Consider the following 24,169-nt stretch of genomic DNA (forward strand, 5'->3'; position numbering starts at 1 on the left):
GACTCGGCGACCGCCGAGGCCGGTTCAGCCCTCGTCCGGCTGCCGCCAGCCGCGCAGCACCCAGGTGAACTGCTCGCTGGTCGTGGCCCAGTCCTCGGCCGGCGAGGACATGTAGAGGGCGTACTCGGTGCCCTGGCGGGAGAAGTAGGTCTCCTCGACCGCGTGCCGCGGCCCGGGGACGTAGGGCGGGTCCTTCTTCAGCGCGGTCCAGGTGTACTCCCACCGGGCGCCCTTGCGGTCGCGGTAGACGTTCTCCTTCATCGTGACGCGCCGGTAGTCGACCAGCCGCTGGAGCTGCTGCTCCAGGTCCTGCTGGTGGGAGAGGGGGTCGGCGAAGTCCGGTGAGCCGTCGATGGCGATGCGGACGAAGTGCTTGCCGTCGTCGGGCGTGTAGTCGATCTGCTTGAGGTCGCCCTGGATGCCGTACACCTTGCGCTTCCAGCCCTTGGGCAGGGAGAGGCTGAAGCCCAGCGGGTCGTGGTACGTCGTCCAGCCGGCGGGAAGCGCGCCGTCGGCCCCGGCCGTCTCGCTGTCGGCGGGCGCCGGGCTCACCTCGCCGCCGGAGCCGGTGTCCCGCCCGCCCCAGTGCTGGATCGCCACCGCCCCGGCACCGCCGAGCACCGCGGCCAGCGCGACGACCACCGCGAGGGTGCGCAGCCGCCGGCGGGGCCGGACGGACGCCGGCCCGCGGACCGTGAACCCGCCGACGGAACCCGGGTCGTGTCCGGGCCCGGTGGACGCGGGGCCGTAGGGGGAGGTGGCGGAGCCGGAACCGTACGGGGTAGCGGCCGGGCCGGATCCGTACGCGGCCGTCGGGCCACCGGTGCGGTGCCCCTGGGAGGAGTTCGCGCCGTAGCCCTCGCCCGGGGCGCCCGGACGGTAGCCGGAAGCCGGGGTCCCGGAGCCGTAGGCCTCGGCCGCCGTGCCCGGGCCGTAGCCGCCGCCCGTCGTGTCGGCGCCGTGGCCGGGCGGGGGCGTGCCCGGGCCCTGGTGACGTCCGGTGGCGGTGGGGAAGCCCGAGCCCTGGGTCGGGACGAACGCCTGCGCGGCGCGCGGCCGGCGGTTCTCCGCCGCCTCGGCGAGCATCTGCTCGGCCTCCTCCGCGCCCGGCCGCCGGGCCGGGTCCTTGCGCAGCAGCGCGGCGATGACCGGGGTGAGCACACCGGCGTGGCGCGGCTCGGCCGCCTCCTCCTCGACGACCGCCTGCATGGTGCTCAGCGGTGAGGTCCGCCGGAACGGCGAACGCCCCTCGACCGCCGTGTACAGCGTGGCGCCGAGCGCCCACAGGTCGGAGGCCGGGCCGGGGTCGTGGCCGCGCACCCGCTCGGGGGCCAGGTAGTCGACCGAGCCGACGACCTCCCCGGTGCGGGTGATGGTGGTGTCGCCCTCGATCTGGGCGATGCCGAAGTCGGTGAGCAGGACCCGGCCGTCCGCGCCGAGGAGGACGTTGCCGGGCTTGACGTCCCGGTGCAGCACCCCGGCGGAGTGCGCGGCGCGCAGCGCCCGCAGCACCCACAGCCCGATCCGCGCGGCCTCCGCCGGCTCCACGCGCCCCCGCTCCTTGACCGTGTCGGCCAGCGAGGCGCCCTCGACCAGCTCCATCACGATCCACGGGCGGCCGTCGTGTTCCAGGACGTCGTGCACGGTGACGACGGCCGAGTGGTTGATCCGCGCGGCGGCCCGGGCCTCGGCCCTGGTCCGGGCGAGCAGCACGCCCCGGTCGCTGTCGGAGACGTAGAGCGCGGCGGTCAACTCCTTGACGGCGACCTGCCGGTGCAGCACCTCGTCGTGGGCGCGCCACACCCGGCCCATGCCGCCGCTGCCGATGGAGTCGGCGAGCCGGTAGCGGCCCGCTATGAGCAGGCCCTGCATCTGATTCACGTTGCCCCGCAATGCTCTTGACAGGGTCAGACTAAGGACCGGCCTGCCCCCAGGGAACCAGCGGGGTGCCACGGAAACCGCACTGTGACGATGGTCATTTCCGCGCGAGAGAGGGAACCGCACGGGCACCGCACGGCCCCGGACACACGCTGCTCAACCGGTGTAGCGATACGTCGCGGTAGCCTGCTCGTACAGCCGCGTCACCTCGTCCCGCTCCGCCTCCGGACCGCGCACCTGGACGATGTGGTAGCGGCCGTTCAGCAACAGCGCCATGTTCCGCACGAACAGGTCCCGGCCCTGCCCGTCGGTCCAGGTGAACTGCCCCTCGGCCATGGTCCGTCCACCCACCTCGATGGTCCGCAGCCCGCCGGCCGTGGCCCAGCTGGAGTCGCGGTACGGCTGGAGTTCGCGCTCCTTGTCCCGCTGATAGACCATCGGATCGCTGCCGTACGCGGCCGTCCCGTCCCGTCCCGGTACGACGATCAGCTCGAAGTTCCCGTGCGCGTAGACCACCTGGCCGCTGCCGTTCTTCGGGGTGCGGGCCCAGCCCTCGGCGACGGCGACCTTGAAGCCGTCCGGGTCCTTGCGCAGGGTGAACCCGTCGGGGACGGCCGGGTCCCCGCCCGTCTGCGTCTCGGTCGCGGGCGCGGAGGCGGAGGCGTCGCCGCCCGGTGCGCTCTGCCCGGCGGAGGGGCGCGGGGTGTGCGAGGGCGCGGGACCGGTCTGCCCGGCGCCGCCGGTACGGTCGCCGCCCGCCGCGCCGCTCTCACCCTGTTTCGGCATGAAGAGCATCGCGTAGGCGATCGCACCGGCCAGCAGGAGCAGGATCAGCAGGAGCAGGGTCCGGCCGAGGCTGCGCGGCGAACCCGCGCCGTCCCGGGCCCGCTTGTGCCGGCCGTGCGGATGGGCCGCGGGCAGCCCGGCGCGCCGCCGGCGCACCAGCTCGCCACGGCGCCGGACGATCGGCAGCCGGCTCGGGTCGGCGGGCGGCGTGGGGACGACATGGGTGCCGGCGTCCGGTTCGGGCGCGGACCGCACCAGCGACCGCAGCCAGCCGCTCAGCTCCTCGACGTCCGGCCGCTCGGTGGGATCCTGGCGCAGCAACGACTCCACGACCGGCCGCAGCGGCCCGCACTCCTCGGCGAAGGCGGGCGGCTCGGCGCACACCAGCTGGACCAGCTCGGCCGTGGACTCCTCCGGGTACGGCGCGTGCCCCTGCACGGCTCGGAACAGCAGCGCGCCCAGCGCCCACAGGTCGGTGGCCGGGCCGATGGGCGCCGCCAGCTGCCAGTTCTCGTGCACGGGCCCGGCCTGCTCCGGTGCCCAGCGCTCGGTCACCGGCCCCACCACGGTCATCCGCACCTGCCGCGCCCGCTCGGCGGCGAGCGCGGTCCCGGGCCCACGGCGCACGCCGCCGGGCTGGTCCCAGCCACCGCCCGGCGCCCCGGAGTGACCGGCGCCGGCCGTGGGGACACCGCCGTACGCGGAGGCGGTGCCGGACGCGGGTGCGGGTTCGAGTGCGGAGTACGGCGGGGTGGCACCCGCGTAGCCGGGCTCGGACACCCCCCGCGCCTGCCGGCTCCGCTCCCCGCCCGGCACCGGGGCCCGCCCCGGCCCGTATCCCTGACCCGGCACGGACGCCCGCCCGGTGGCGGGGTTCGCCGGTGGCAGGCCCGGTCGGTGGGCCCCGCCGTCCGGGGCCGGGGGTGTGCCGGCGGTTCCGGGGCGCGGTGCGGCGCCGTGCCAGGGGGCGCCGCGCACCCCGTAGGGGTCGGCTATCCGGCCGGGCGGTGCCGTGGTGCCGGTACCGGTGCCCTCGCCGGATTCACCGGGGTACGGCCGTGCCGCGCCGGTGTCGGTGTCGTCGGCGGGTGCGGGTTCGAGTGCGGAGTACGGCGGGGTGGCACCCGCGTAGCCGGGCTCGGACACCCCCCGCGCCTGCCGGCCCCACTCCCCGCCCGGCACCGGGGCCCGCCCCGGCCCGTATCCCTGACCCGGCACGGACGCCCGCCCGGTGGCGGGGTTCGCCGGTGGCAGGCCCGGTCGGTGGGCCCCGCCGTCCGGGGCCGGGGGTGTGCCGCCGGTTCCGGGGCGCGGTGCGGCGCCGTGCCAGGGGGCGCCGCGCACCCCGTAGGGGTCCGCTATCCGGCCGGGCGGTGCCGTGGTGCCGGTACCGGTGCCCTCGCCGGATTCACCGGGGTACGGCCGTGCCGCGCCGGTGTCGGTGTCGTCGGCGGGTGGCCGCGCGCCCGGCAGGGCCGCGCGTTCGCCCTGCTGGGCCTCGTGCACCCGGGCGGCGGCCCGGGCGCCCGCCCGATACGCGGCGATGGCCCCGGCCCGGGCGGCCCGGATGTCGGCACCGCTCTCCAGAGCCGGCCGGCCCACCGCGCCGGCGCCGCCGTTCGCCCCCGGGGCGGGCAGCCCTCCGGCCGCCCGCGCCTGGATGGCGGCCCGCCGCGCGGCCTCGGGATCGACGTCCCCGGCGGACCCCGCGTCCACGCCGCCGCTACGGCCACCGGCACCGGCGGCGACCTCGCCGCCTGCCGTGCCGGGGCCGGCGCCCAGGGTTGCGCCGCCGACGGAACCCGGCTCGGCGCCGAACCCCTCGCCCGTGTCGCCGTCCTGGTCCTCGGGAGCCGGCACCGGGTCGTATCCGCTCAGCGCCTCCTCCGCCGCGCCGGCCGCGAGACCGGTCAGCATCACGCGGCCGTCGTCGCAGACGAGGACCGTGCGGACGGTGATGTTGCGGTGCACCCAGCCGTGGGCGTGCAGCACCCGGAGCGCCATGAGCACGTCGGAGGCGACCTCGGCCGCCCGGTACGGCGTCAGCGGCCTCTCGGCGAGCAGGGCGGCCAGCGGGCGCGCGTTCACCAGTTCGCTGACGATCCACAGGGACCCGCCCTCGGCGAACACGTCGAAGACCTGGTCCAGCCGGGGGTGGTCGGGGATGCCGGCCGCCGCCTGCGCGGCCTCGACGGCGCGCCGCACCGCCGGATCGGCGGGCCGCCGGGTGGCGGTCCTCGCCTCCGGCGCCCGGCGGGACGCGCGCTCCCGTGCGGTGAACCCGGCGGGCAGCCCCTCCGCGTCGAGCACCTCGGCCTCGACGACCTCCGGCAACGGCACCTGGCGGACGAGGACTTCCTGACCGCTGTAGGTGTCGAAGGCGCGGGTCTCGGTGAGTTCGTACTCGTCGGACGGCGGCAGTGGCAGGCGGTAGCGGTCGGCGAGCACCCGACCCGCGTAGTCGTCCACTTTGCCTCCCCCGGCCGCCCGGTTGGTCACATCCGTTCGCCCCGCGACCCGTTTCGTACACGCGTCCGGCCGCGTACGGTCCGCGACCCTTCACGATACGTGCCGGAGGCAACCCGCATTGAGAGGATGACGGATTCTCACGTACCAAACCGGCACACGGCGCCTATGACTTGGGTTCGAAGGACTTCGTCAACGTCTTCCAGGTGTCCTTGCGCAGTTCGCCGTGCCAGTCGGCGCCCTTCGCGGTGTACATCAGCGCGTAACCGAGGTGGTCGTTCACCACGAACCCCCGGTCGATCGTGCGGTACCCGGTGCCGCCCTCGACGTAGGTGAACTCCCAGTCGGCGGTGTTCCAGTTGCGGTAGTCGACCTTCTCGATGCGGATCTTGTGGTACTGGGAGCGCACCATGTAGCGCTCCTGGCTCTTCCAGTCGGCGACCGGGTCGTCCTTGGGCGTGCCGGTCCAGGCGATGAGCAGCTTCTGCCCGCCGGGCCCGGTGTAGCGGTCACCGGCGGCCCCGCTGGACTGGTACTTCCACCCCTTGGGCAGCCCGATCGAGTACCCCTGGCCGCCCTTGCGGGTGGAGACCACCGGAGCGCTGCCGCCGCCCTTCGACCCGGAGGAGTCGTCGGCGGAGGAGCCGGAACCGCTGTCGGAGCCGGCGGACGGGCTCGCCCCGGTGCCCGTCGTCGGCCCGGTGGTCGCGGAGGCCGAGGTCGCCCCGTCCGTGCGGGGCCCGGTGGCCGTGCCGCCGCCCGTGCCCTTGTCCCGCTTGGCGGAGGCGCCGGGACTGGCCGCGGCCCCGGCCCCGCCGCTCTTGTCACCCTTGCCGTCGTCGCCGCCCAGGGTGAGGGCCAGCACGATCCCGAGCACGGCGAGCACGACCACCACGGCGATGATCAGCAGCGTCCGCTTCGGCACCACGTCGGTCAGCGGGGCCCTCGGCACCGGCCGGGTCGGCAGGTCCAGGTCCGGCGGCGGCACCACGGGCCAGCCGGAACCCTGCTTGTTCGTGCTGGAGTTCGGCACGCCGGCGGCACCGGACGCCGCGCCGCCCGGCCTCGCGGCGGGTACGCCCCCCGGCCCGGCGGAGAACCCGGGCCGCGTCTCCCCGGCGACCGCGCCACCGGCGCCCACCGCGCCGCCCGTCCCCGGCGCGGACGGTTCGTTCGCGCTCTTGGTCCGCGCGGTCGCCGCCGCCGTGGCCGCCCCGGCCGCCTTGCGGACCGACCGCAGGGCGCCGCGCAGCTTCTCGCCGCCCTCCTCGCCCCGTCTGCCCGCGGGCCCACCGGGCTGGGCGGGCAGCGGGACCACCTGCGTGGCGTCCAGCGGCTTGGGCTCGGGCGCCCGGATCACGGCGTTGAGCATGGCCCGCGCCCCGGCGTCGTCCAGCCGCTGGGCCGGGTCCTTGGTCAGCAGGCCGTAGATGACGTCCCGCAGCGGTCCGGCGTTCTTCGGCTCCTCCAGGGGCTCGGTCATCACCGCGGTGAGCGTGGCGATCGCCGAACCCTTGTCGTAGGGCGGGGTGCCTTCGACCGCCGCGTACAGCAGGCCGCCGAGGGACCAGAGGTCGGCCGCCGGTCCCGGCTTGTGGCCACGGGCCCGCTCCGGGGAGATGTAGGAGGGGGCGCCGACGAGCATGCCGGTGGAGGTGATGGACGGGTCGCCCTCGACCTGCGCGATGCCGAAGTCGGTGAGCACGACCCGGCCGTCCTCGGCGATGAGCACGTTGGACGGTTTCACGTCCCGGTGCAGGATGCCCTCCCGGTGCGCGGAACGCAGCACGTCGAGGACGGCGAGGCCCACCTCGGCGGCGCGCTTCGGCTCCAGCACGCCGTCCTCGCGGATGACCTCGGCGAGGGACTTGCCCTCGACCAGCTCCATGACGATCCAGGGCCGGTCGTCCTCGTCGACGACGTCGAAGACCGTCACCGCGCTGTTGTTGCGGATCCGGGCGATCGCCTTGGCCTCGCGCAGGGTGCGCGTGATCAGGCGCCGCTTCTCCTCCTCGTCGATGTTCGACGGGAACCGCAGTTCCTTGACGGCGACCGTCCGGCCCAGGGTCTCGTCCTCGGCGCGCCAGACCGTGCCCATACCGCCACGGCCCAGCACGTCTCCCAGCCGGTACCGCCCCGCGAGGAGACGCCGCTCGTTCTTGTCCTGACGAGTCTCCTGACGAGATGTACCCGCCCGCTCCGCCTCCGACATGCGTCCCCTCATACAACCCGCCCTGACAGAGCCTCCATTGTCTCTCACCCGACAAGTGCCCGACGCCCAGGGTGCTCCTGGCCCGAGCCCGCCCCCGCCACCCCGGAGGCCCGCCTGAAGCAGGTCTTCCGCTTACCGGGATGACGGGTCGTGAGAAGGGAGGAACCGGACTGCCGACGCTTCGGACAGTCCCGTCCATACCGGTGCCCCCGATGCCGCTGTTCACCGGCGACGGCGACCCCCGCCTCGAACCCGCCCCACTTTCGGCCGAGTTGTCCCCCCTCACCCGGAACAACGGCCGGAATTCGAGCGGAGATCCCGGAAACGGCCACTCGTTCGAGTGAACGTCGGCCGCCGCTACAGCGGCACGATGTCCGGCGCGCCGAGCCTCGCCGCGTCCGCGGTCTGGTCGTCCGGCTGGATCTGGGACTCCCGCTCCGCCTCCACGCGCTTCTCGTAGTGCTCGACCTCGCGGGCGATCTGGTCCTCGTCCCAGCCGAGCACGGGCGCCATCAGCTCGGCCGCCTCGCGGGCACTGCGGGTGCCGCGGTCGAAGGTCTCGATGGAGATGCGGGTGCGGCGGGTGAGGACGTCGTCCAGGTGCCGGGCGCCCTCGTGCGAGGCGGCGTACACCACCTCGGCGCGCAGGTAGTCGTCGGCGGCGTGCAGCGGCTCGCCGAGCGTGGGGTCGGCGGCGATGAGGTCCAGGACCTCCTCGGCGAGCGAGCCGTACCGGTTCAGCAGGTGCTCCACGCGGACCACGTGCAGTCCGGTGCGCGCGGCGATCCGCGCTCGCGCGTTCCACAGCGCCTGGTAGCCCTCCGCGCCGAGCAGCGGGGTCTCCTCCGTGACGCAGTCGGCCACGCGCATGTCGAGCCCGTGCACGGCCTCGTCGACGGCGTCCTTGGCCATCACCCGGTACGTCGTGTACTTCCCGCCCGCCACGACCACCAGTCCCGGCACCGGGTGGGCGACCGTGTGCTCGCGGGAGAGCTTGCTGGTGGCGTCGGACTCGCCGGCCAGCAGCGGGCGCAGCCCCGCGTACACCCCCTGCACGTCGTCTCGGCTGAGCGGCACGGCCAGCACCGAGTTGACGTGCTCCAGCAGGTAGTCGATGTCGGCGCTGGACGCGGCCGGGTGCGCCTTGTCCAGGTCCCAGTCGGTGTCGGTGGTGCCGATGATCCAGTGCCGGCCCCAGGGGATGACGAACAGGACGGACTTCTCGGTGCGCAGGATCAGTCCGGTGGTGGAGTGGACGCGGTCCTTGGGCACGACCAGGTGGATGCCCTTGGAGGCGCGGACGTGGAACCGGCCGCGCTCGCCGACCATGGCCTGCGTGTCGTCGGTCCACACACCGGTGGCGTTGACGACCTGCTGGGCGTGGATCTCGTACTCCCCGCCGCCCTCCACGTCCTGCACCCGGGCGCCGACGACCCGCTCCCCCTCGCGCAGGAACCCGGTCACGCGCGCGCGGTTGGCCACCTTCGCGCCGTAGGACGCGGCCGTGCGGACCAGGTTTGCGACGAAACGGGCGTCGTCCATCTGGGCGTCGTAGTACTGCAGGGCGCCGACCAGGGCGTCCTTCTTCAGGCAGGGGGCCACGCGCAGGGCGTGGCGGCGGGTGAGGTGGCGGTGCACGGGCAGGCCGCGGCCGTGGCCGCGGGCCATCGACATCGCGTCGTACAGGGCGACGCCCGAGCCCGCGTACAGCCGCTCCCAGCCCTTGTGCTGGAGCGGGTAGAGGAACGGGACCGGCTTGACCAGGTGCGGGGCGAGGCGCTCCAACAGCAGACCGCGCTCCTTGAGGGCCTCGCGGACCAGGGCGAAGTCGAGCATCTCCAGATAGCGCAGGCCGCCGTGTATCAGCTTGCTGGACCGGCTGGAGGTGCCGGACGCCCAGTCGCGGGCCTCGACCAGGCCGGTGGACAGACCGCGCGTGACGGCGTCCAGCGCGGTGCCCGCGCCCACCACTCCGCCGCCGACCACCAGCACGTCCAGCTCGCGCTCCGCCATCGCCGCCAGTGCCCCGGCCCGCTGTGCCGGCCCCAGAGTCGCTGTCCTCACCGCTGCCTCCCGCTGTCGCAGACTCGCTCGCGTCGGCCGCACCCGGTGGGCGAAGCCCGGTTCATCCCCTCCTCCTGCCCAAATTCTGACCGGGCTGGCCGACTTCAGCCACCACGGGATCCCGACCTGTGGACAACTTGCGCACAACCCTTGGAAGACACACAAACACAATCACGCATAACGGTCATATATGTACCTAGTCTGACAGTGCACTCGCTCGTCTTCTCCACAGCGGTTGCGCTCCTGTCCCGCTTCGGCTACTGGAAGGACGGCCCACGCCATGCCCGCAGACCTCGCCGTCATCGGACTCGGTCCCTACGGCCTGCCGCTCGCCCAGGCCGCCGTCGCCTCCGGTATCCCCACCGTCGGCTATGCCACCGGCCCCGAGGCCGGCTCACTCAGCCCGGCGGAGCTGCGCCGGATGCACTCCGCCGGGTTCCGCCCCGTCACCGACCCCGCCCAGCTCGGCCGGGTGCGCACCGCGGTGATCTGCGCGCCCACCCCGCGCGGTGCCGACGGCGGACTCGACCTCGGTCAGGTCGAGGCGGCCGCCCGCACCCTGGCCGCGCGGCTGCGCCCGCACACCACGGTCATCCTGGAGTCGCCCGTCCTCCCCGGCACCACGGAGGAGTTCCTGCGCCCGCTGCTGGAGGAGGGCTCGGGACTGCGCGCCGGCCGCGACTTCCACCTCGCCTACTCCCCCAGCCGGGTCGACCCCGGCAGCCGCGACCACACCCCCGCGAGCACCCCCAAGGTCATCGGCGGTCTCACCCCCGCCTGCACCGAGTCGGCCGCCGCGTTCTACGGCCGGCTCACCGACAAGGTGGTACGCGCGCGTGGCCTGCGCGAGGCGGAGACCGTGCAGCTGCTGGAGACCAACTACCGGCACGTCAACATCGCGCTCGTCAACGAGATGGCCGTCCTCTGCCACGAGCTGGGCGTCGACCTGTGGGACGTCATCCGGTGCGCGGAGACCAAGCCCTTCGGCTTCCAGGCGTTCCGGCCGGGTCCGGGCGTCGGCGGGCACGGGGTCCCGCTGGACCTGACCGGGCACGCGACCCGCACCCTGCGCATGGTCGAGCTGGCCCAGCAGGTCAACAGCCGCATGCCCCGCTACGTCGTCCAGCGCGCGGCCACGCTCCTGAACGAACACGGCAAGTCCGCGCGCGGGGCCCGTGTGCTGCTCCTCGGCGTCACCTACAAGCCCGACCTCGCCGACCAGCAGGGCACCCCGGCCCAGGAGATCGCCGTACGGCTCATGGGGCTGGGCGCGGCCGTCAGCTACCACGACCCGTACGTGCCCGAGTGGAGCGTCCTGGACCGGCCCGTGCCGCGCGCCGACTCCCTGTACGAGGCGGCGGCCGACGCCGACCTCACGATCCTGCTCCAGCAGCACCGGACGTACGACCTGCAGGGCCTCTCGGTGAAGGCCCAGCTGCTGCTGGACACACGGGGGGCCACGCCCACGGGGGCGGCGCACCGGTTGTGAAGGGGGGCGCGCGGGGGTGCCGGGGCCGGGGGTCGGCGGCATGCGGAAGGGCCGGTCGTCCGCTGGGGACGACCGGCCCTTCCGGCGTCGTGGTGACCGCTTCGGCGACTAGCGACGGTGCTGGCTGTCCGCCACCGTCACCTCGACCCGCTGGAACTCCTTCAGCTCGCTGTAGCCGGTGGTGGCCATGGCGCGGCGCAGGGCGCCGAAGAAGTTCATCGAGCCGTCCGGGGTGTGGGACGGGCCGGTGAGGATCTCCTCGACCGTGCCGACCGTGCCGAGGTCGACCTTCTTGCCGCGGGGCAGCTCCTCGTTGACCGCCTCCATGCCCCAGTGGTGGCCCTTGCCGGGCGCGTCGGTGCCCCGGGCCAGCGGGGAGCCCATCATCACCGCGTCGGCGCCGCAGGCGATCGCCTTGGGCAGGTCGCCGGACCAGCCGACACCGCCGTCCGCGATCACGTGCACGTACCGGCCGCCGGACTCGTCCATGTAGTCCCGGCGGGCCGCGGCCACGTCGGCGACGGCCGTGGCCATCGGGACCTGGATGCCGAGCACGTTGCGCGTGGTGTGCGCGGCGCCGCCGCCGAAGCCGACGAGGACGCCCGCGGCACCGGTGCGCATCAGGTGCAGGGCCGCCGTGTACGTGGCGCAGCCGCCGACGATCACCGGGACGTCCAGCTCGTAGATGAACTGCTTCAGGTTCAGCGGCTCGTGCGAGGACGACACGTGCTCCGCCGAGACCGTCGTACCCCGGATGACGAAGATGTCCACGCCCGCGTCCACGACCGCCTTGGAGAACTGCGCGGTGCGCTGCGGGGAGAGCGCGGCGGCGGTGACCACGCCGGAGTCGCGCACCTCCTTGATGCGGGCGCCGATCAGCTCCTCCTTGATCGGCGCCGCGTAGATCTCCTGGAGCCGGCGGGTCGCCTGCTCGGCGGGCAGCTCGGCGATCTCGTCCAGCAGCGGCTGCGGGTCCTCGTACCGCGTCCACAGCCCTTCCAGGTTGAGCACGCCGAGGCCGCCCAGCTCGCCGATGCGGATCGCGGTGGCCGGGGAGACCACGGAGTCCATGGGGGCGGCCAGGAACGGCAGCTCGAAACGGTAGGCGTCGATCTGCCAGGCGATCGAGACCTCCTTCGGGTCCCGCGTACGGCGGCTGGGGACGACGGCGATGTCGTCGAAGGCGTACGCCCGGCGGCCGCGCTTGCCGCGCCCGATCTCGATCTCAGTCACGTTGGTGGCCTTTCCCTATGCGTTGCAGCGCCTTCCAGTATCGCCGACGGGTACGGCGACGGCGGCCCCGGATGCTCCGGGACCGCCGTGGCACGAGCCTCACGCGCGCGTGGACGTCACTTCCCGCGGCCGCTGCCGCCGCTACTTCCTGCCGCTGTAGTTCGGCGCCTCGACCGTCATCTGGATGTCGTGCGGGTGGCTCTCCTTCAGGCCCGCGGAGGTGATCCGCACGAACCGGCCGTTGGTCTGGAGCTCGGGCACGGTCTTGCCGCCCACGTAGAACATCGACTGGCGCAGACCGCCGACCAGCTGGTGGACGACCGAGGAGAGCGGGCCGCGGTAGGGCACCTGGCCCTCGATGCCCTCGGGGATCAGCTGCTCGTCGGAGGCGACGCCCTCCTGGAAGTAACGGTCCTTGGAGAAGGACTTGCGGTCGCCACGGGTCTGCATGGCACCGAGGGAGCCCATGCCGCGGTACGACTTGAACTGCTTGCCGTTGATGAACAGCAGCTCGCCCGGGGACTCCTCGCAGCCCGCGAGCAGCGAGCCGAGCATCACCGTGTCGGCGCCCGCGACCAGGGCCTTGGCGATGTCGCCGGAGTACTGCAGGCCACCGTCGCCGATGACCGGGACACCGGCCTCCTTCGCGGCGAGCGCGGCCTCGTAGATCGCGGTGACCTGCGGGACACCGACGCCGGCGACCACGCGGGTGGTGCAGATGGAGCCGGGGCCGACACCGACCTTGATGCCGTCGGCGCCCGCGTCCACCAGGGCCTGGGCGCCGTCGCGGGTGGCGACGTTGCCGCCGATGACGTCGACGCCGGAGGAGTTCGACTTGATCTTGGCGATCATGTCGCCGACCAGGCGGGAGTGGCCGTGCGCGGTGTCCACGACGATGAAGTCGACACCGGCCTCGATCAGGGCCTGGGCGCGCTCGAAGGCGTCGCCGGCCACGCCGACCGCGGCGCCGACCAGCAGGCGGCCCTCGGCGTCCTTGGCCGCGTTCGGGTACTGCTCCGCCTTGACGAAGTCCTTGACGGTGATCAGGCCCTTGAGGACGCCCTCGTCGTCGACCAGCGGCAGCTTCTCGATCTTGTGCTTGCGCAGCAGCTCCATGGCCTCGGGGCCGGAGATGCCGACCTTGCCGGTGACCAGCGGCATCGGGGTCATGACCTCGTGCACGCGGCGGCTGCGGTCGCTCTCGAAGGCCATGTCACGGTTGGTGACGATGCCGAGGAGCTTCTTGTCGCCGTCGGTGACCGGCACGCCGCTGATGCGGAACTTGGCGCACAGCGCGTCGGCCTCGGCGAGCGTGGCGTCCGGGTGGATGGTGATGGGGTCGGTGACCATGCCGGACTCGGAGCGCTTCACCAGGTCGACCTGGTTGGCCTGGTCCTCGATGGAGAGGTTGCGGTGCAGGACGCCGACGCCGCCCTGGCGGGCCATCGCGATCGCCATGCGGGACTCGGTCACCTTGTCCATGGCGGCGGACAGCAGCGGGATGTTGACCCGCACGTTCTTGGAGACGTACGAGGCGGTGTCGATCTCGTCGGGTGCCATGTCCGACGGGCCCGGCAGCAGCAGCACGTCGTCGTAGGTCAGCCCGAGTGTCGCGAATTTACCGGGCACTCCGTCGACGTTGGCAGTCATGACACCTTCCCCAAATGGCCTTGATCGGTGCGGATGTCCATGCTAACGGGAAGCGTCGCTAGCAAATTCCACGGTACGGGATCGCTCCGGGCTTCGTATGTTCGTACGGAAACGGCGGCGTACCCGTTCAGCGCGGGAGCCACCTGGGGCTGCGCGCAGGGGGGTTCACTGTTCGGCGAGCGCCCTCAGGCGGCTCAGGGCCCGGTGCTGGGCCACGCGGACCGCGCCGGGTGACATTCCCAACATCTGCCCCGTCTCCTCCGCGGTCAAGCCCACGGCGATGCGCAGCAGCAGCAGTTCGCGCTGGTTCTCGGGGAGGTTGGCCAGCAGTTTCTTGGCCCACTCGGCGTCGCTGCTGAGCAGCGCGCGCTCCTCGGGGCCGAGGGAGTCGTCGGGCCGCTCGGGCATCTCGTCGGAGGGCACCGCGGTCGATCCCGGGTGGCGCATCGCGGCCCGCTGGAGGTCGGCGACCTTGTGGGAGGCGATGGCGAAGACGAACGCCTCGAAGGGGCGGCCGGTGTCGCGATAGCGGGGCAGGGCGAGCAGGACCGCCACGCAGACCTCCTGGGCGAGGTCCTCCACGAAGTGGCGCGCGTCGCCGGGCAGCCGGGACAGGCGGGTGCGGCAGTAGCGCAGCGCCAGGGGGTGGACATGGGCGAGCAGATCGTGCGTGGCCTGCTCGTCCCCGTCGACGGCACGATGCACGAGCGCACCGATCGCCCCGTGGGCCGTGCCCGCCTCGTCGTCGCGCATCGGTCCATGGTGCCCTGCGGCCGTCCGGTCCGTCGCATCGTGCTCGTGGTTGTGCACCGAAGCGTTATGAGCAGGTGCGCCGGCACTCATTCCCTGCGCCCTCCCCTTCCGCTCGACCGACTCGTCCCCGAGAGACTCCACACCTCCAAGGATGCGGCATCCGCGCCGAAACGAGCAGCGCGCGTCCGGCGGGCCGCCGGCCGCCACGACGGTTCGCCCGTCGGAGCGGGGCCCGGACGGCCGTGACAGCGGGGGTGACCAGGGTGGACCGGGACGGCCGGAATCACCCGGACGGCCCCGTCCACCGAACGGCACAGCGGCACGGCATGACGGCCCGCAACGCCACCGCGGAACCCGCGCACCGGCAGTGCCCGGGTACCGGAGCTCAAGCCGGGCCGCCCGCGCGGGGGCCGCGGGCACGGACGGCACCGGGACGTGCCCCGGCGCCGAGCGGCCCGCCCGGCTCCACGCTCGCTAGCGGACCAGTCCCCAGCGGAAGCCGAGGGCCACCGCGTGCGCCCGGTCCGAGGCGCCGAGCTTCTTGAACAGGCGCCGGGCGTGCGTCTTGACGGTGTCCTCGGAGAGGAACAGCTCGCGGCCGATCTCGGCGTTGGAGCGGCCGTGGCTCATGCCCTCCAGGACCTGGATCTCACGCGCGGTGAGCGTGGGCGCGGCACCCATCTCCGCCGAGCGCAGCCGGCGCGGGGCGAGTCGCCACGTGGGGTCGGCCAGCGCCTGGGTCACCGTGGCGCGCAGCTCCGCGCGCGAGGCGTCCTTGTGCAGGTATCCCCGGGCACCGGCGGCGACCGCGAGGGCCACTCCGTCGAGGTCCTCGGCGACGGTGAGCATGATGATGCGCGCGCCCGGGTCGGCGGACAGCAGCCGGCGCACGGTCTCGACGCCGCCCAGACCGGGCATGCGCACGTCCATCAGGATGAGGTCGGAGCGGTCGGCGCCCCAGCGGCGGAGGACTTCCTCGCCGTTGGCCGCCGTCGTCACGCGCTCGACACCGGGCACGGTCGCGACCGCGCGGCGGAGCGCTTCTCGGGCAAGCGGGGAGTCGTCGCAGACGAGGACGGATGTCATGACCGCCCTCCGCAGCTGATGCGCGTCACCTTGAGCCTCCAGGCTGGTACGGAATCGTCACCTGTGCGGTCGACCGTCTCGGACGCCTGCCCGAGCGCTTGTTTTCTCAACCGCATCCGCACTCTCAACGACGGTCACTCGAAAGAGTTACGGGCCCGCGTGCCGTCTTCGGCACTCTACGTGAGGGCTTCGACACGGTGCAGACATGCTCGACGGACCCACAACTTTTCATCACAACCTATGCCCCATTCGGCCCTTTTTCTTCCCGTTTCGCAGTGTCCGGGGCTAGATTCGCAATGAGTCATATTTTCATCTCCTTAGACCGGAGATGTACGGTCGTTGGCACCGTATCCGCCCAGAACGGCGACAAGGGGTCACGTAATGGCAGATTTCTCCCGCCTTCCCGGACCGAACGCGGACCTGTGGGACTGGCAGCTGCTGGCTGCCTGCCGCGGCGTGGACAGCTCGCTCTTCTTCCACCCGGAGGGCGAGCGCGGGGCGGCTCGGAGCGCTCGCGAGAACTCGGCCAAAGAGGTCTGCATGAGGTGCCCGGTCCGTGCGGAGTGCGCGGCACACGCACTGGCGGTGCGCGAGCCGTACGGCGTCTGGGGCGGCCTGACCGAGGACGAGCGTGAGGAGTTGATGGGGCGGGCGCGCAACCGCCTGGTGGCAGCCTCTACCACCAGCGGCGACACCGCTTCGGATCACTGAAGGAACGTTTCTGCATCACCATCGGCAAAGCATCCGTTTCCTTACCGGGCACGCGCGCGCGTGCCCGTGCCTCGTCCGGGCGGCCCCCGCACTCTCCGTGACCCCCGCGGCTCCGTGCCACCCGGCTCCGCGACCCCGCGTCTTCCGTGCCCCCGGCTCCATGACCCCCGCGTCTGCGCGACCCCTGTTTCTCCGGTGACCTCCGCGCCGCCGGCTAGGGTCTTTCGTTTGGATCAGGCCGGATCAGGGAGCGGGGTCTGGTGCCGTGCATCGCAAGGCGGAGGAGGGCGCCATGGCGGAGCCATGGCAACCGACGACAACGCGGCGAGGCGCGGTGCCAGACCCCGCGAGCCCGGCATGAGCCAAACGAGAGGCCCTAGGCGTGGCCGCGTCCCGCCGCCCGCGCCGCCCGGGCCAGCTGCTCCAGCGTGGCCGACACGGCCGGCACCTGGGCCAGGTCGGGCAGGGTGAGGGCGACGATCTCCCGCCGTACCGCCGGTTCCAGCCGTACCGTGCGCACCCCCCGCGGCCGTACCGACTCCACGGCCAGCTGGGGCAGGACGGCGACGCCGAGACCGGCGCCGACCAGGCCCACCACGGCCGGGTAGTCGTCGGTGGCGAAGTCGATGCGCGGGGTGAATCCGGCCCCCTCGCACACCTCGACCAGCTGGCCGCGGCAGCGCGGGCAGCCCGCGATCCAGGGCTCGTGGGCCAGCTCGCCGATGGCGACGGTGTCCGCGCGCGCGAGCCGGTGCCGTTCGGGCACCAGGGCGACCAGGCGGTCCGTCAGCAGGGGCCGCAGGACGAGGTCGTCCCAGTCCTCGGCGACCGCCGCCCCCTCGTAGCGGAAGGCCAGGGCCAGGTCGCAGTCGCCTTCGCGGAGCAGTTCCACGGACCTCGGCGGTTCGGCCTCCTCCAGCGAGACGCGGGTGCCGGGGTGGGCCGCGCGCAGGGCGGCCAGGGCGGTGGGGACCAGGGTGGAGCTGCCGCTGGGGAAGGAGACCAGCCGGACGCGGCCCGCGCGCAGGCCGGCGATGGCGGCGACCTCCTCCTCGGCCGCGGTGAGCCCGGCGAGGATGCCGGAGGCGTGCCTGACCAGGGCCTCGCCGGCCTGGGTGAGGCGCATCTCGCGCCCGGCGCGGACCAGGAGCGGGGTGCCGACCGAGGCTTCCAGCGCCTTCATCTGCTGGCTGACGGCGGGCTGGGTGCAGCCCAGCCGGCGTCCGGCCGCCGAGAAGGAACCGGTGGTCGCGACGGCGCGCAGGACGCGGAGATGACGGGCCTCGATCACCCGTCGAGCATAAGGCAGCCTTGGGCGGGACTCCGGATAATGCGTCGACGCTTTGGGACCGGATCGCTTACCGTGCCGGGATGAAGCTTCTCTCGGTCAATCTGGGCCGGCCCCGGCAGGTGCCCTACACGAGCCAGCCGGACGGCCTGACCGGCATAGACAAGCAGCCGGCCGACGGCCCGGTGCGCGTCGCGGCGCCCGGCCCCAGGGGCGTCGGCGCGAGCGGGCTCGCCGGGGACGCGGTGTGCGACACCCGCTACCACGGCGGGGACGACCAGGCGGTGTACGCGTACGCCCGGGAGGACCTCGACGCCTGGGAGCGCGAACTCGGCAGGCCGCTGGCCCACGGGTGCTTCGGCGAGAACCTGACGACGGACGGTCTGGACGTCTCCGGCGCGCTGATCGGGGAGCGCTGGCGGATCGGTCCCACCGTCGTGCTGGAGGTGACCTCCGGCCGCATTCCGTGCGCCACGTTCCAGGGCCATCTGGGCGAGCGCGGCTGGGCCAGGAGATTCACGCGGACGGGCGCAACGGGCGCCTACCTCCGGGTGATCGAGCCGGGCGAGATCCGGGCGGGCGATCCGGTCGAGATCGTGCACCGGCCGGACCACGGCGTGACGGCGGCGATGCAGTTCCGCGCGGTCACCACCGAGCGGGAGCTGCTGCCCCGGCTGCTCGCGGCCGGCACGGCGCTGCACACCGAGACGCTGGCCAAGGCCCGGAAGTACGTGGCCGAGCACGGGGACCGGTAAGCCGCCGGCGGCGCGGCGGGCACGGCGTGCGGACCGCGGAGGCTGTCGGTCCGGGTCACTACGCTTGGGCCATGACAACGGCTCTGATTACGGGATCGACCGCGGGGATCGGTGCCGCGTTCGCGCGGCGGCTGGCGGCTGACGGCCACGACCTCGTCCTGGTCGCGCGGGACACCAAGCGGCTGCGCGAGCAGGCGACCGAACTGCACGACCGGCACGGCATCGAGGTGGAGGTGCTGACCGCCGACCTGGCGCAGGACAAGGGCATCGAGGCGGTGGCCGACCGGCTCGGCGACCGGAAGAACCCGGTCGACCTGCTGGTCAACAACGCCGGCTTCGGCAACAAGGGCCGCTATCTGGACGTACCGATGGCGGACGAGCTGCGGATGCTCAAGGTGCACTGCGAGGCGGTGCTCCGGCTGACGTCGGCGGCGGCCGGGGCGATGCGCGAGCGCGGCCGGGGCGGGGTGGTGAACGTCGCCTCGGTGGCCGCGTTCGTCCCGCGCGGTACGTACGGCGCGTCCAAGGCGTGGGTCGTGCAGTTCACCCAGGGCGCGGCCAAGGACCTGGCCGGCAGCGGGGTCCGGCTGATGGCGCTGTGCCCGGGATTCGTGCGCACCGAGTTCCACCAGCGGGCCGGGATGGGCACGGACAACATCCCGGGCTGGCTGTGGCTGGACGCCGACAAGCTGGTCGCGGCGGCGCTGTCCGACCTCGCGCGCGGCAAGACGGTGTCCATTCCCGACCCCCGGTACAAGGCGCTGATGGGCCTGGTGAAGGTGGCGCCGCGCGGGCTGATGGGCGGGATCAGCTCCCGGACGGGGCGCAGGTACGGGCCGCGGTAGCGCGGGTGGCGCCGCCGTCCCGGTGGGAAAATGGGCGGGACGGTACCGGACCAGGGGGGCCGGAGGCGGCGCATGACCTTCGTACAGCTCATCGAGTGCAGGACGAGCCGGCTGGACGAGATGAACCGGCTCATGGACGACTGGGTCCAGCAGACCAAGGGGAAGCGGACGGCGACGCACGCGGTGCTCGGCACGGACCGGTCGGACGCGTCGCACGTCGTCGAGGTGGTGGAGTTCCCGTCGTACGAGGACGCGATGCGGAACTCGAACCTCCCGGAGACGGACCGGATCTTCCGGGGCCTGGTGGCGCTGTGCGACGAGATGCCGACGTTCGTCGACCTGGACGTCGTACGGGACGAGAGTCTGCCCGAGGGCATGGTGCGCGGGTTCTTCGAGGCGCTGTGCGCCGAGGGTGAACTGCCGCCGCTCAACGACCTGCTGGACGAGGACGTCCACAGCCATGACCCGATGAACCCGCAGGACACCATCGGGCTGGACAACGTCCGCGCCGAGTTCCGGATGTGGCGCGGCGCCTTCGACTTCGCGTTCACGGTGGAGGACGTGCTCAGCCAGGGCGACCGGTCCTGCGCGCGGTGGACCTGGTACGCCGCGCACCAGGGCGATTTCCTGGGCATCGCGCCCACCGGCACCCAGGTCACCATGACCGGGATGACGCTGTTCCGGTTCGGTGACGACGGCAAGATCGCCGAGCTGTGGTGGCAGCACGACCAGCTGGGACTGATGCAGCAGCTGGGGGCGCTCGACGCGTTGGAGCAGTAGACGCAGGTAGGAAGCGACCAGCCCCTTGCCCCGGAGCGCGTTGCATGGGATCTTGCGGGTCCGGCCCCCGCTTCCTTGTGGGGGCGAGCACCGATCTCCCTGCACGGCGGGTAAGGGGGTCTTCGTTCCACAGGAGGCCCTTGTGCACGCCAGTGACGCAGCCGGTACGCCCCTCAACTGGGATCTCTATCGCACGGCAGTGGTCGACGTCCGTTTCGGGGACCGCGCCCTTCGCGTCGAACCGCGTCCTGCGGGCACGGTCGAGGGTCGCTTCCCGGCACCGGCCCGCGGCGCCACCGTTCATGTGATCACCGCCTGGAATCCTCTCGGCCGTACCGCGCCGGCCGACGCCAACGCCCGCGCCCAGCGCCTGCTGCTCGACGACGTCCGGCGACGGAGGCTGACCTGGTGGCCCGCGCAGGGGGGTGACGTACGCGGCTCGCACCGCGAGGAGAGCGTGGCCGTCGTCGGCCTGAGCGACACCGCGGCGCGTGACCTCGGCCGCCGCTTCGGCCAGGACGCGGTCTTCGCCTGGACGCCCCGCGACTGGCGTGTCCTGGCCTGCGCCACCGGTGCCGTGGCGGCCGGCGGATGGGCGGTCTTCGGGGAGAGCCTTGCTCGGCCAAGTCGGGATATCTACCCTGATCCCTTCCGGCTCCGCCGCGGCTGAGGCAGGACCGGCAGGACGGGAGGTCCGGGGGGATTGGCTGTGATGAAGGTCGGCGGGGGGCTCCTCGGCAAGAAGATCGTGAAGACCTATCCGCAGCGCGGCGACGTACAGCTCGTGCGGTTGGCGGCGGTCGTGTCGTTCACCTGCGCGCGCTGCGGTCAGACGAAGACGGCGAAACTCGTCGCCGTACGCGGTGACGAGCGGTACTGCAACGGCTGCTACGGACGTATGGAGGCGCCGGCCGCCGCGAGCGACCAGCCGTCGCGGGGAAGCACCGGCCGGCCGCCGGCCCCGCAGGCGGAGGACCTCGCCGAGGTCGTCGTCGAGGAACTCGACGGTGGGCTGCCCCACTCGGTGGTCAACGCCGGTCTCACGGTCGACTGGAAGTTCCACGTGCGTGCCGAGCACCTCCTGCACGGCACGTGCCCCGTACCGGCCGAGATGGCCGGCCGAGCCGCTCCGCAGGAACCGCTCGACCTCACGTTCCTGCGCGGGCGCCACCGCATCAGGGTCCTGGACGAGCAGAAGGGCGTCCGGCTCGACCTGACGGGTGACGAGCCGATCCTGACCGGTCTGGCGTGGCAGCCCTTCGTCCTCCCCGGAACCCGCGTGTCGGTGCGGTGGGACACGTGGAGGAAGCTGCGCCTGGCCTACACCCCGCTGGACGAGCCCGTCGTCTTCGGCGGGACCGTGGTCCGCTACGCCTTCGACCCGAGGATCATGACCCGTGAACTCGCGGCGTTCGACGCCCGCGTGGACCGGGTGGAGGAACTGGTCCTGATCGCGCTGCGCGAACTCGGATACCTGGACGAGAAGGGCCGGGCACTGCTTCCGCAGGAGGCACTGATCCGGAACACCGTCGAACGCGCCCAGGTGGAGCGACCGGCCGCGAGCAAGATCCGCGGAGCGATCGAGCGACTCCTCACCCGCGGGATCCTCACGTGGGAGCAGGGCAGCGTCGACCGGGCGGCCGTGCTGCACCATCCCGCACGACGCGGAGAGACACCGGTTCCGCTGCTGTGCTACGCCCCGACGCTGCGGGTGGCGGAACGTGAGGACCTTCGCGACGACGCGAGCGCGGCCTGCACCGTGAGCGCCCACCGCGTGGCCGGGCACCTGATGCGCATCGGCCACCTAGGCAAGGAGGCCGGCCCCGAGGCGAAGGCCGCCTACCGGGAGGATCACGCGAGGGCCGGTCTGGCCGGTCCGCACGAGCTGCCCCGAGGCTTCACCTACGTGCGTGAGCACGAGCGGGGCAGGTAGCCGTGGGTGCGTGGGACGACGGGGGCGGCGCCGATCCCGGCCGGCCCGTCCGGTCGCCGCACACGCACGGTGCCCGGCGCCCCCGAGGGGGCACCGGGCACCTGGCTCGGCTCAGCGCTCAGTGGGCGTGGCCGTGGCTGTGGCCCGCGGCGGCCGGCTCTTCCTCTTCCTTCTTCTCGACGACCAGGGTCTCGGTCGTGAGCAGCAGGGAGGCGATGGAGGCGGCGTTCTCCAGGGCGGAGCGGGTGACCTTGACCGGGTCGATGACGCCGGCCTTGATCAGGTCGCCGTACTCGCCGGTGGCGGCGTTGTAGCCCTGCCCCTTGTCCAGGTCCTTGACCTTGGACACGATGACGTAGCCCTCCTGGCCGGCGTTCTCGCCGATCCAGCGCAGCGGCTCGACCACGGCGTTGCGGACCACGGCGACACCGGTGGCCTCGTCGCCGGACTTGTCGAGGTTGCCGTCGAGCACCTTGGAGGCGTGGACCAGGGCGGAGCCACCACCGGAGACGATGCCCTCCTCGACCGCGGCGCGGGTCGCGGAGATGGCGTCCTCCAGACGGTGCTTCTTCTCCTTCAGCTCCACCTCGGTGGCGGCGCCGACCTTGATCACGCACACGCCGCCGGCCAGCTTCGCGAGGCGCTCCTGGAGCTTCTCGCGGTCCCAGTCGGAGTCGGTGGTCTCGATCTCGGCCTTGATCTGGGCGACGCGGCCCTGCACGTCCTCGGACTTGCCGGCGCCGTCGACGATCGTGGTGTCGTCCTTGGTGACGGTGACGCGGCGGGCGGAGCCGAGCACGTCGGTGCCGACCTGGTCGAGCTTGAGGCCGACCTCCTCGGAGATGACGGTGGCGCCGGTGAGGACGGCCATGTCCTGGAGCATCGCCTTGCGGCGGTCGCCGAAGCCGGGGGCCTTCACCGCGACGGCGTTGAAGGTGCCGCGGATCTTGTTGACGACCAGGGTCGACAGGGCCTCGCCCTCGACGTCCTCGGCGATGATCAGCAGCGGCTTGGAGGAGCCGGCCTGGATGACCTTCTCCAGCAGCGGCAGCAGGTCGGCGATGGCGGAGATCTTGCCCTGGTTGATGAGGATGTACGGGTCCTCCAGGACGGCCTCCATGCGCTCCTGGTCCGTCACGAAGTACGGCGACAGGTAGCCCTTGTCGAAGGCCATGCCCTCGGTGAAGTCCAGCTCCAGGCCGAAGGTGTTGGACTCCTCGACGGTGATGACACCGTCCTTGCCGACCTTGTCCATGGCCTCGGCGATCAGCTCGCCGACCTGCTGGTCCTGGGCGGACAGCGCGGCGACGGCGGCGATGTCGGACTTCTCGTCGATCGGACGGGCCGAGGCGAGCAGGTCCTCCGAGACGGCCTTGACGGCGGCGTCGATGCCCTTCTTCAGGGCGGCCGGGGAGGCACCGGCGGCGACGTTCTTCAGGCCCTCGCGCACCAGCGCCTGGGCGAGGACGGTGGCGGTGGTGGTGCCGTCACCAGCGATGTCGTTGGTCTTGGTCGCCACCTCCTTCACCAGCTGCGCGCCGAGGTTCTCGTACGGGTCCTCGATCTCGACCTCGCGGGCGATCGTGACACCGTCGTTGGTGATGGTGGGGGCGCCGAACTTCTTGTCGATGACGACGTTGCGGCCCTTGGGGCCGATCGTCACCTTGACGGTGTCGGCAAGCTTGTTGACGCCGCGCTCAAGGGCGCGACGGGCGTCCTCGTCGAACTTCAGGATCTTCGCCATGGCAGCGGGAGCCCTCTCGGAAATCTGTGGGTGAAAACGCCGCGCCCCGGGCGCCCGGCTTCATATCGATCGCGGGGGGCCAGGGGCGCAGCTTCAAGCAGAGAGTCGCTTGAGGTGATTACTTCTCGATGATCGCGAGGACGTCGCGAGCCGAGAGGACGAGGTACTCGTCGCCGTTGTACTTCACCTCGGTGCCGCCGTACTTGCTGTAGAGGACGACGTCGCCGACCTTGACGTCGAGCGGCAGACGCTCGCCGTTCTCGAACCGGCCCGGGCCCACGGCGAGGACGGCGCCCTCCTGGGGCTTCTCCTTCGCGGTGTCCGGGATGACCAGGCCAGAGGCCGTGGTCTGCTCGGCGTCCAGCGGCTGGACCACGATGCGGTCCTCGAGCGGCTTGATGGCAACCTTGGAGCTGGCGGTCGTCACGATCCGACCTCCCCCTTCGGAGATCTCACGGGGTTAACTGTCTGAGGTGGCGACCAGGTCGATCCGTCG

At 72.8% G+C, this 24,169-nt stretch carries 18 protein-coding genes; 7 read left to right on the forward strand and 11 right to left on the reverse strand.

All coding sequences use genetic code 11. The annotated features are described in order from the left end of the window. Positions 1-24: 24 nt before the first annotated feature. The 4 genes from AB0946_RS07415 to AB0946_RS07430 all read right to left on the reverse strand — a co-directional run bounded on the left by AB0946_RS07415 (position 25) and on the right by AB0946_RS07430 (position 9,406). Positions 25-1,872 (reverse strand): serine/threonine-protein kinase, encoded by a 1,848-nt coding sequence (locus AB0946_RS07415; RefSeq protein WP_366759628.1) that lies wholly within the window; start codon positions 1,870-1,872, stop codon positions 25-27. Positions 1,873-2,034: 162 nt separating this feature from the next. Further along, positions 2,035-5,133, reverse strand: coding sequence for a protein kinase (locus AB0946_RS07420; protein WP_366759629.1), 3,099 nt, complete (start codon positions 5,131-5,133; stop codon positions 2,035-2,037). A 163-nt stretch (positions 5,134-5,296) separates the two neighbouring features. Then, positions 5,297-7,342 (reverse strand): serine/threonine-protein kinase, encoded by a 2,046-nt coding sequence (locus AB0946_RS07425; protein WP_366759630.1) that lies wholly within the window; start codon positions 7,340-7,342, stop codon positions 5,297-5,299. A gap of 357 nt (positions 7,343-7,699) precedes the next feature. After that, positions 7,700-9,406: a glycerol-3-phosphate dehydrogenase/oxidase gene (locus AB0946_RS07430; RefSeq protein WP_366759631.1), complete on the reverse strand. Its 1,707-nt coding sequence runs from the start codon at positions 9,404-9,406 to the stop codon at positions 7,700-7,702. Positions 9,407-9,686: 280 nt separating this feature from the next. On the opposite strand from AB0946_RS07430, the gene AB0946_RS07435 reads away from it, so the two are divergent. After that, positions 9,687-10,895 (forward strand): nucleotide sugar dehydrogenase, encoded by a 1,209-nt coding sequence (locus AB0946_RS07435; protein ID WP_103812832.1) that lies wholly within the window; start codon positions 9,687-9,689, stop codon positions 10,893-10,895. Positions 10,896-11,003: 108 nt separating this feature from the next. Here AB0946_RS07435 and AB0946_RS07440 read toward each other — a convergent pair whose 3' ends face one another. The 4 genes from AB0946_RS07440 to AB0946_RS07455 all read right to left on the reverse strand — a co-directional run bounded on the left by AB0946_RS07440 (position 11,004) and on the right by AB0946_RS07455 (position 15,617). Further along, positions 11,004-12,128: a GuaB3 family IMP dehydrogenase-related protein gene (locus AB0946_RS07440; protein ID WP_014674429.1), complete on the reverse strand. Its 1,125-nt coding sequence runs from the start codon at positions 12,126-12,128 to the stop codon at positions 11,004-11,006. A gap of 141 nt (positions 12,129-12,269) precedes the next feature. Next, positions 12,270-13,778, reverse strand: coding sequence for an IMP dehydrogenase (gene guaB, locus AB0946_RS07445; protein ID WP_366759632.1), 1,509 nt, complete (start codon positions 13,776-13,778; stop codon positions 12,270-12,272). 165 nt (positions 13,779-13,943) lie between these two features. Beyond that, entirely contained in the window at positions 13,944-14,531 is a 588-nt protein-coding gene (locus tag AB0946_RS07450; protein WP_030641278.1) for a sigma-70 family RNA polymerase sigma factor, read from the reverse strand. A gap of 474 nt (positions 14,532-15,005) precedes the next feature. After that, positions 15,006-15,617 (reverse strand): response regulator transcription factor, encoded by a 612-nt coding sequence (locus AB0946_RS07455; RefSeq protein WP_003948568.1) that lies wholly within the window; start codon positions 15,615-15,617, stop codon positions 15,006-15,008. A gap of 381 nt (positions 15,618-15,998) precedes the next feature. Between AB0946_RS07455 and AB0946_RS07460 the strand changes: the two genes are divergently transcribed. After that, positions 15,999-16,328 carry a WhiB family transcriptional regulator gene (locus AB0946_RS07460; RefSeq protein WP_030641276.1) on the forward strand — a complete coding sequence of 110 codons (330 nt, stop codon included), beginning with the start codon at positions 15,999-16,001 and terminating at the stop codon, positions 16,326-16,328. 376 nt (positions 16,329-16,704) lie between these two features. Here the strand turns inward: AB0946_RS07460 and AB0946_RS07465 are convergent, their stop codons facing one another. Beyond that, positions 16,705-17,619: a LysR family transcriptional regulator gene (locus AB0946_RS07465; protein WP_366759633.1), complete on the reverse strand. Its 915-nt coding sequence runs from the start codon at positions 17,617-17,619 to the stop codon at positions 16,705-16,707. Positions 17,620-17,699: 80 nt separating this feature from the next. Between AB0946_RS07465 and AB0946_RS07470 the strand changes: the two genes are divergently transcribed. The 5 genes from AB0946_RS07470 (at position 17,700) to AB0946_RS07490 (ending at position 21,929) form a co-directional block, all read left to right on the forward strand. Next, entirely contained in the window at positions 17,700-18,371 is a 672-nt protein-coding gene (locus AB0946_RS07470) for an MOSC domain-containing protein (protein ID WP_366759634.1), read from the forward strand. A 71-nt stretch (positions 18,372-18,442) separates the two neighbouring features. After that, the gene (locus AB0946_RS07475) at positions 18,443-19,216 is read left to right on the forward strand and encodes an SDR family oxidoreductase (protein ID WP_366759636.1); all 774 of its coding nucleotides are present in this window, start codon (positions 18,443-18,445) and stop codon (positions 19,214-19,216) included. A 72-nt stretch (positions 19,217-19,288) separates the two neighbouring features. Then, positions 19,289-19,996, forward strand: a complete 708-nt coding sequence (locus tag AB0946_RS07480; RefSeq protein ID WP_366759637.1) for an ester cyclase — start codon at positions 19,289-19,291, stop codon at positions 19,994-19,996. A gap of 142 nt (positions 19,997-20,138) precedes the next feature. Then, on the forward strand, positions 20,139-20,666 hold the full coding sequence (locus AB0946_RS07485; protein WP_366759638.1) for a DUF3293 domain-containing protein: 528 nt from the start codon (positions 20,139-20,141) through the stop codon (positions 20,664-20,666). A 42-nt stretch (positions 20,667-20,708) separates the two neighbouring features. Then, on the forward strand, positions 20,709-21,929 hold the full coding sequence (locus AB0946_RS07490; protein WP_366759639.1) for a hypothetical protein: 1,221 nt from the start codon (positions 20,709-20,711) through the stop codon (positions 21,927-21,929). Positions 21,930-22,047: 118 nt separating this feature from the next. Here the strand turns inward: AB0946_RS07490 and groL are convergent, their stop codons facing one another. Together groL and groES are read right to left on the reverse strand one after the other, a co-directional pair. Beyond that, positions 22,048-23,673 carry a chaperonin GroEL gene (groL, locus tag AB0946_RS07495; protein ID WP_366759640.1) on the reverse strand — a complete coding sequence of 542 codons (1,626 nt, stop codon included), beginning with the start codon at positions 23,671-23,673 and terminating at the stop codon, positions 22,048-22,050. A gap of 118 nt (positions 23,674-23,791) precedes the next feature. Beyond that, positions 23,792-24,100, reverse strand: a complete 309-nt coding sequence (gene groES, locus AB0946_RS07500) for a co-chaperone GroES (RefSeq protein ID WP_004955293.1) — start codon at positions 24,098-24,100, stop codon at positions 23,792-23,794. Between the last annotated feature and the right edge of the window lie 69 nt (positions 24,101-24,169).

The organism is Streptomyces sp. NPDC046870 (assembly GCF_040704595.1).
Lineage (GTDB): Bacteria > Actinomycetota > Actinomycetes > Streptomycetales > Streptomycetaceae > Streptomyces > Streptomyces argyrophylli.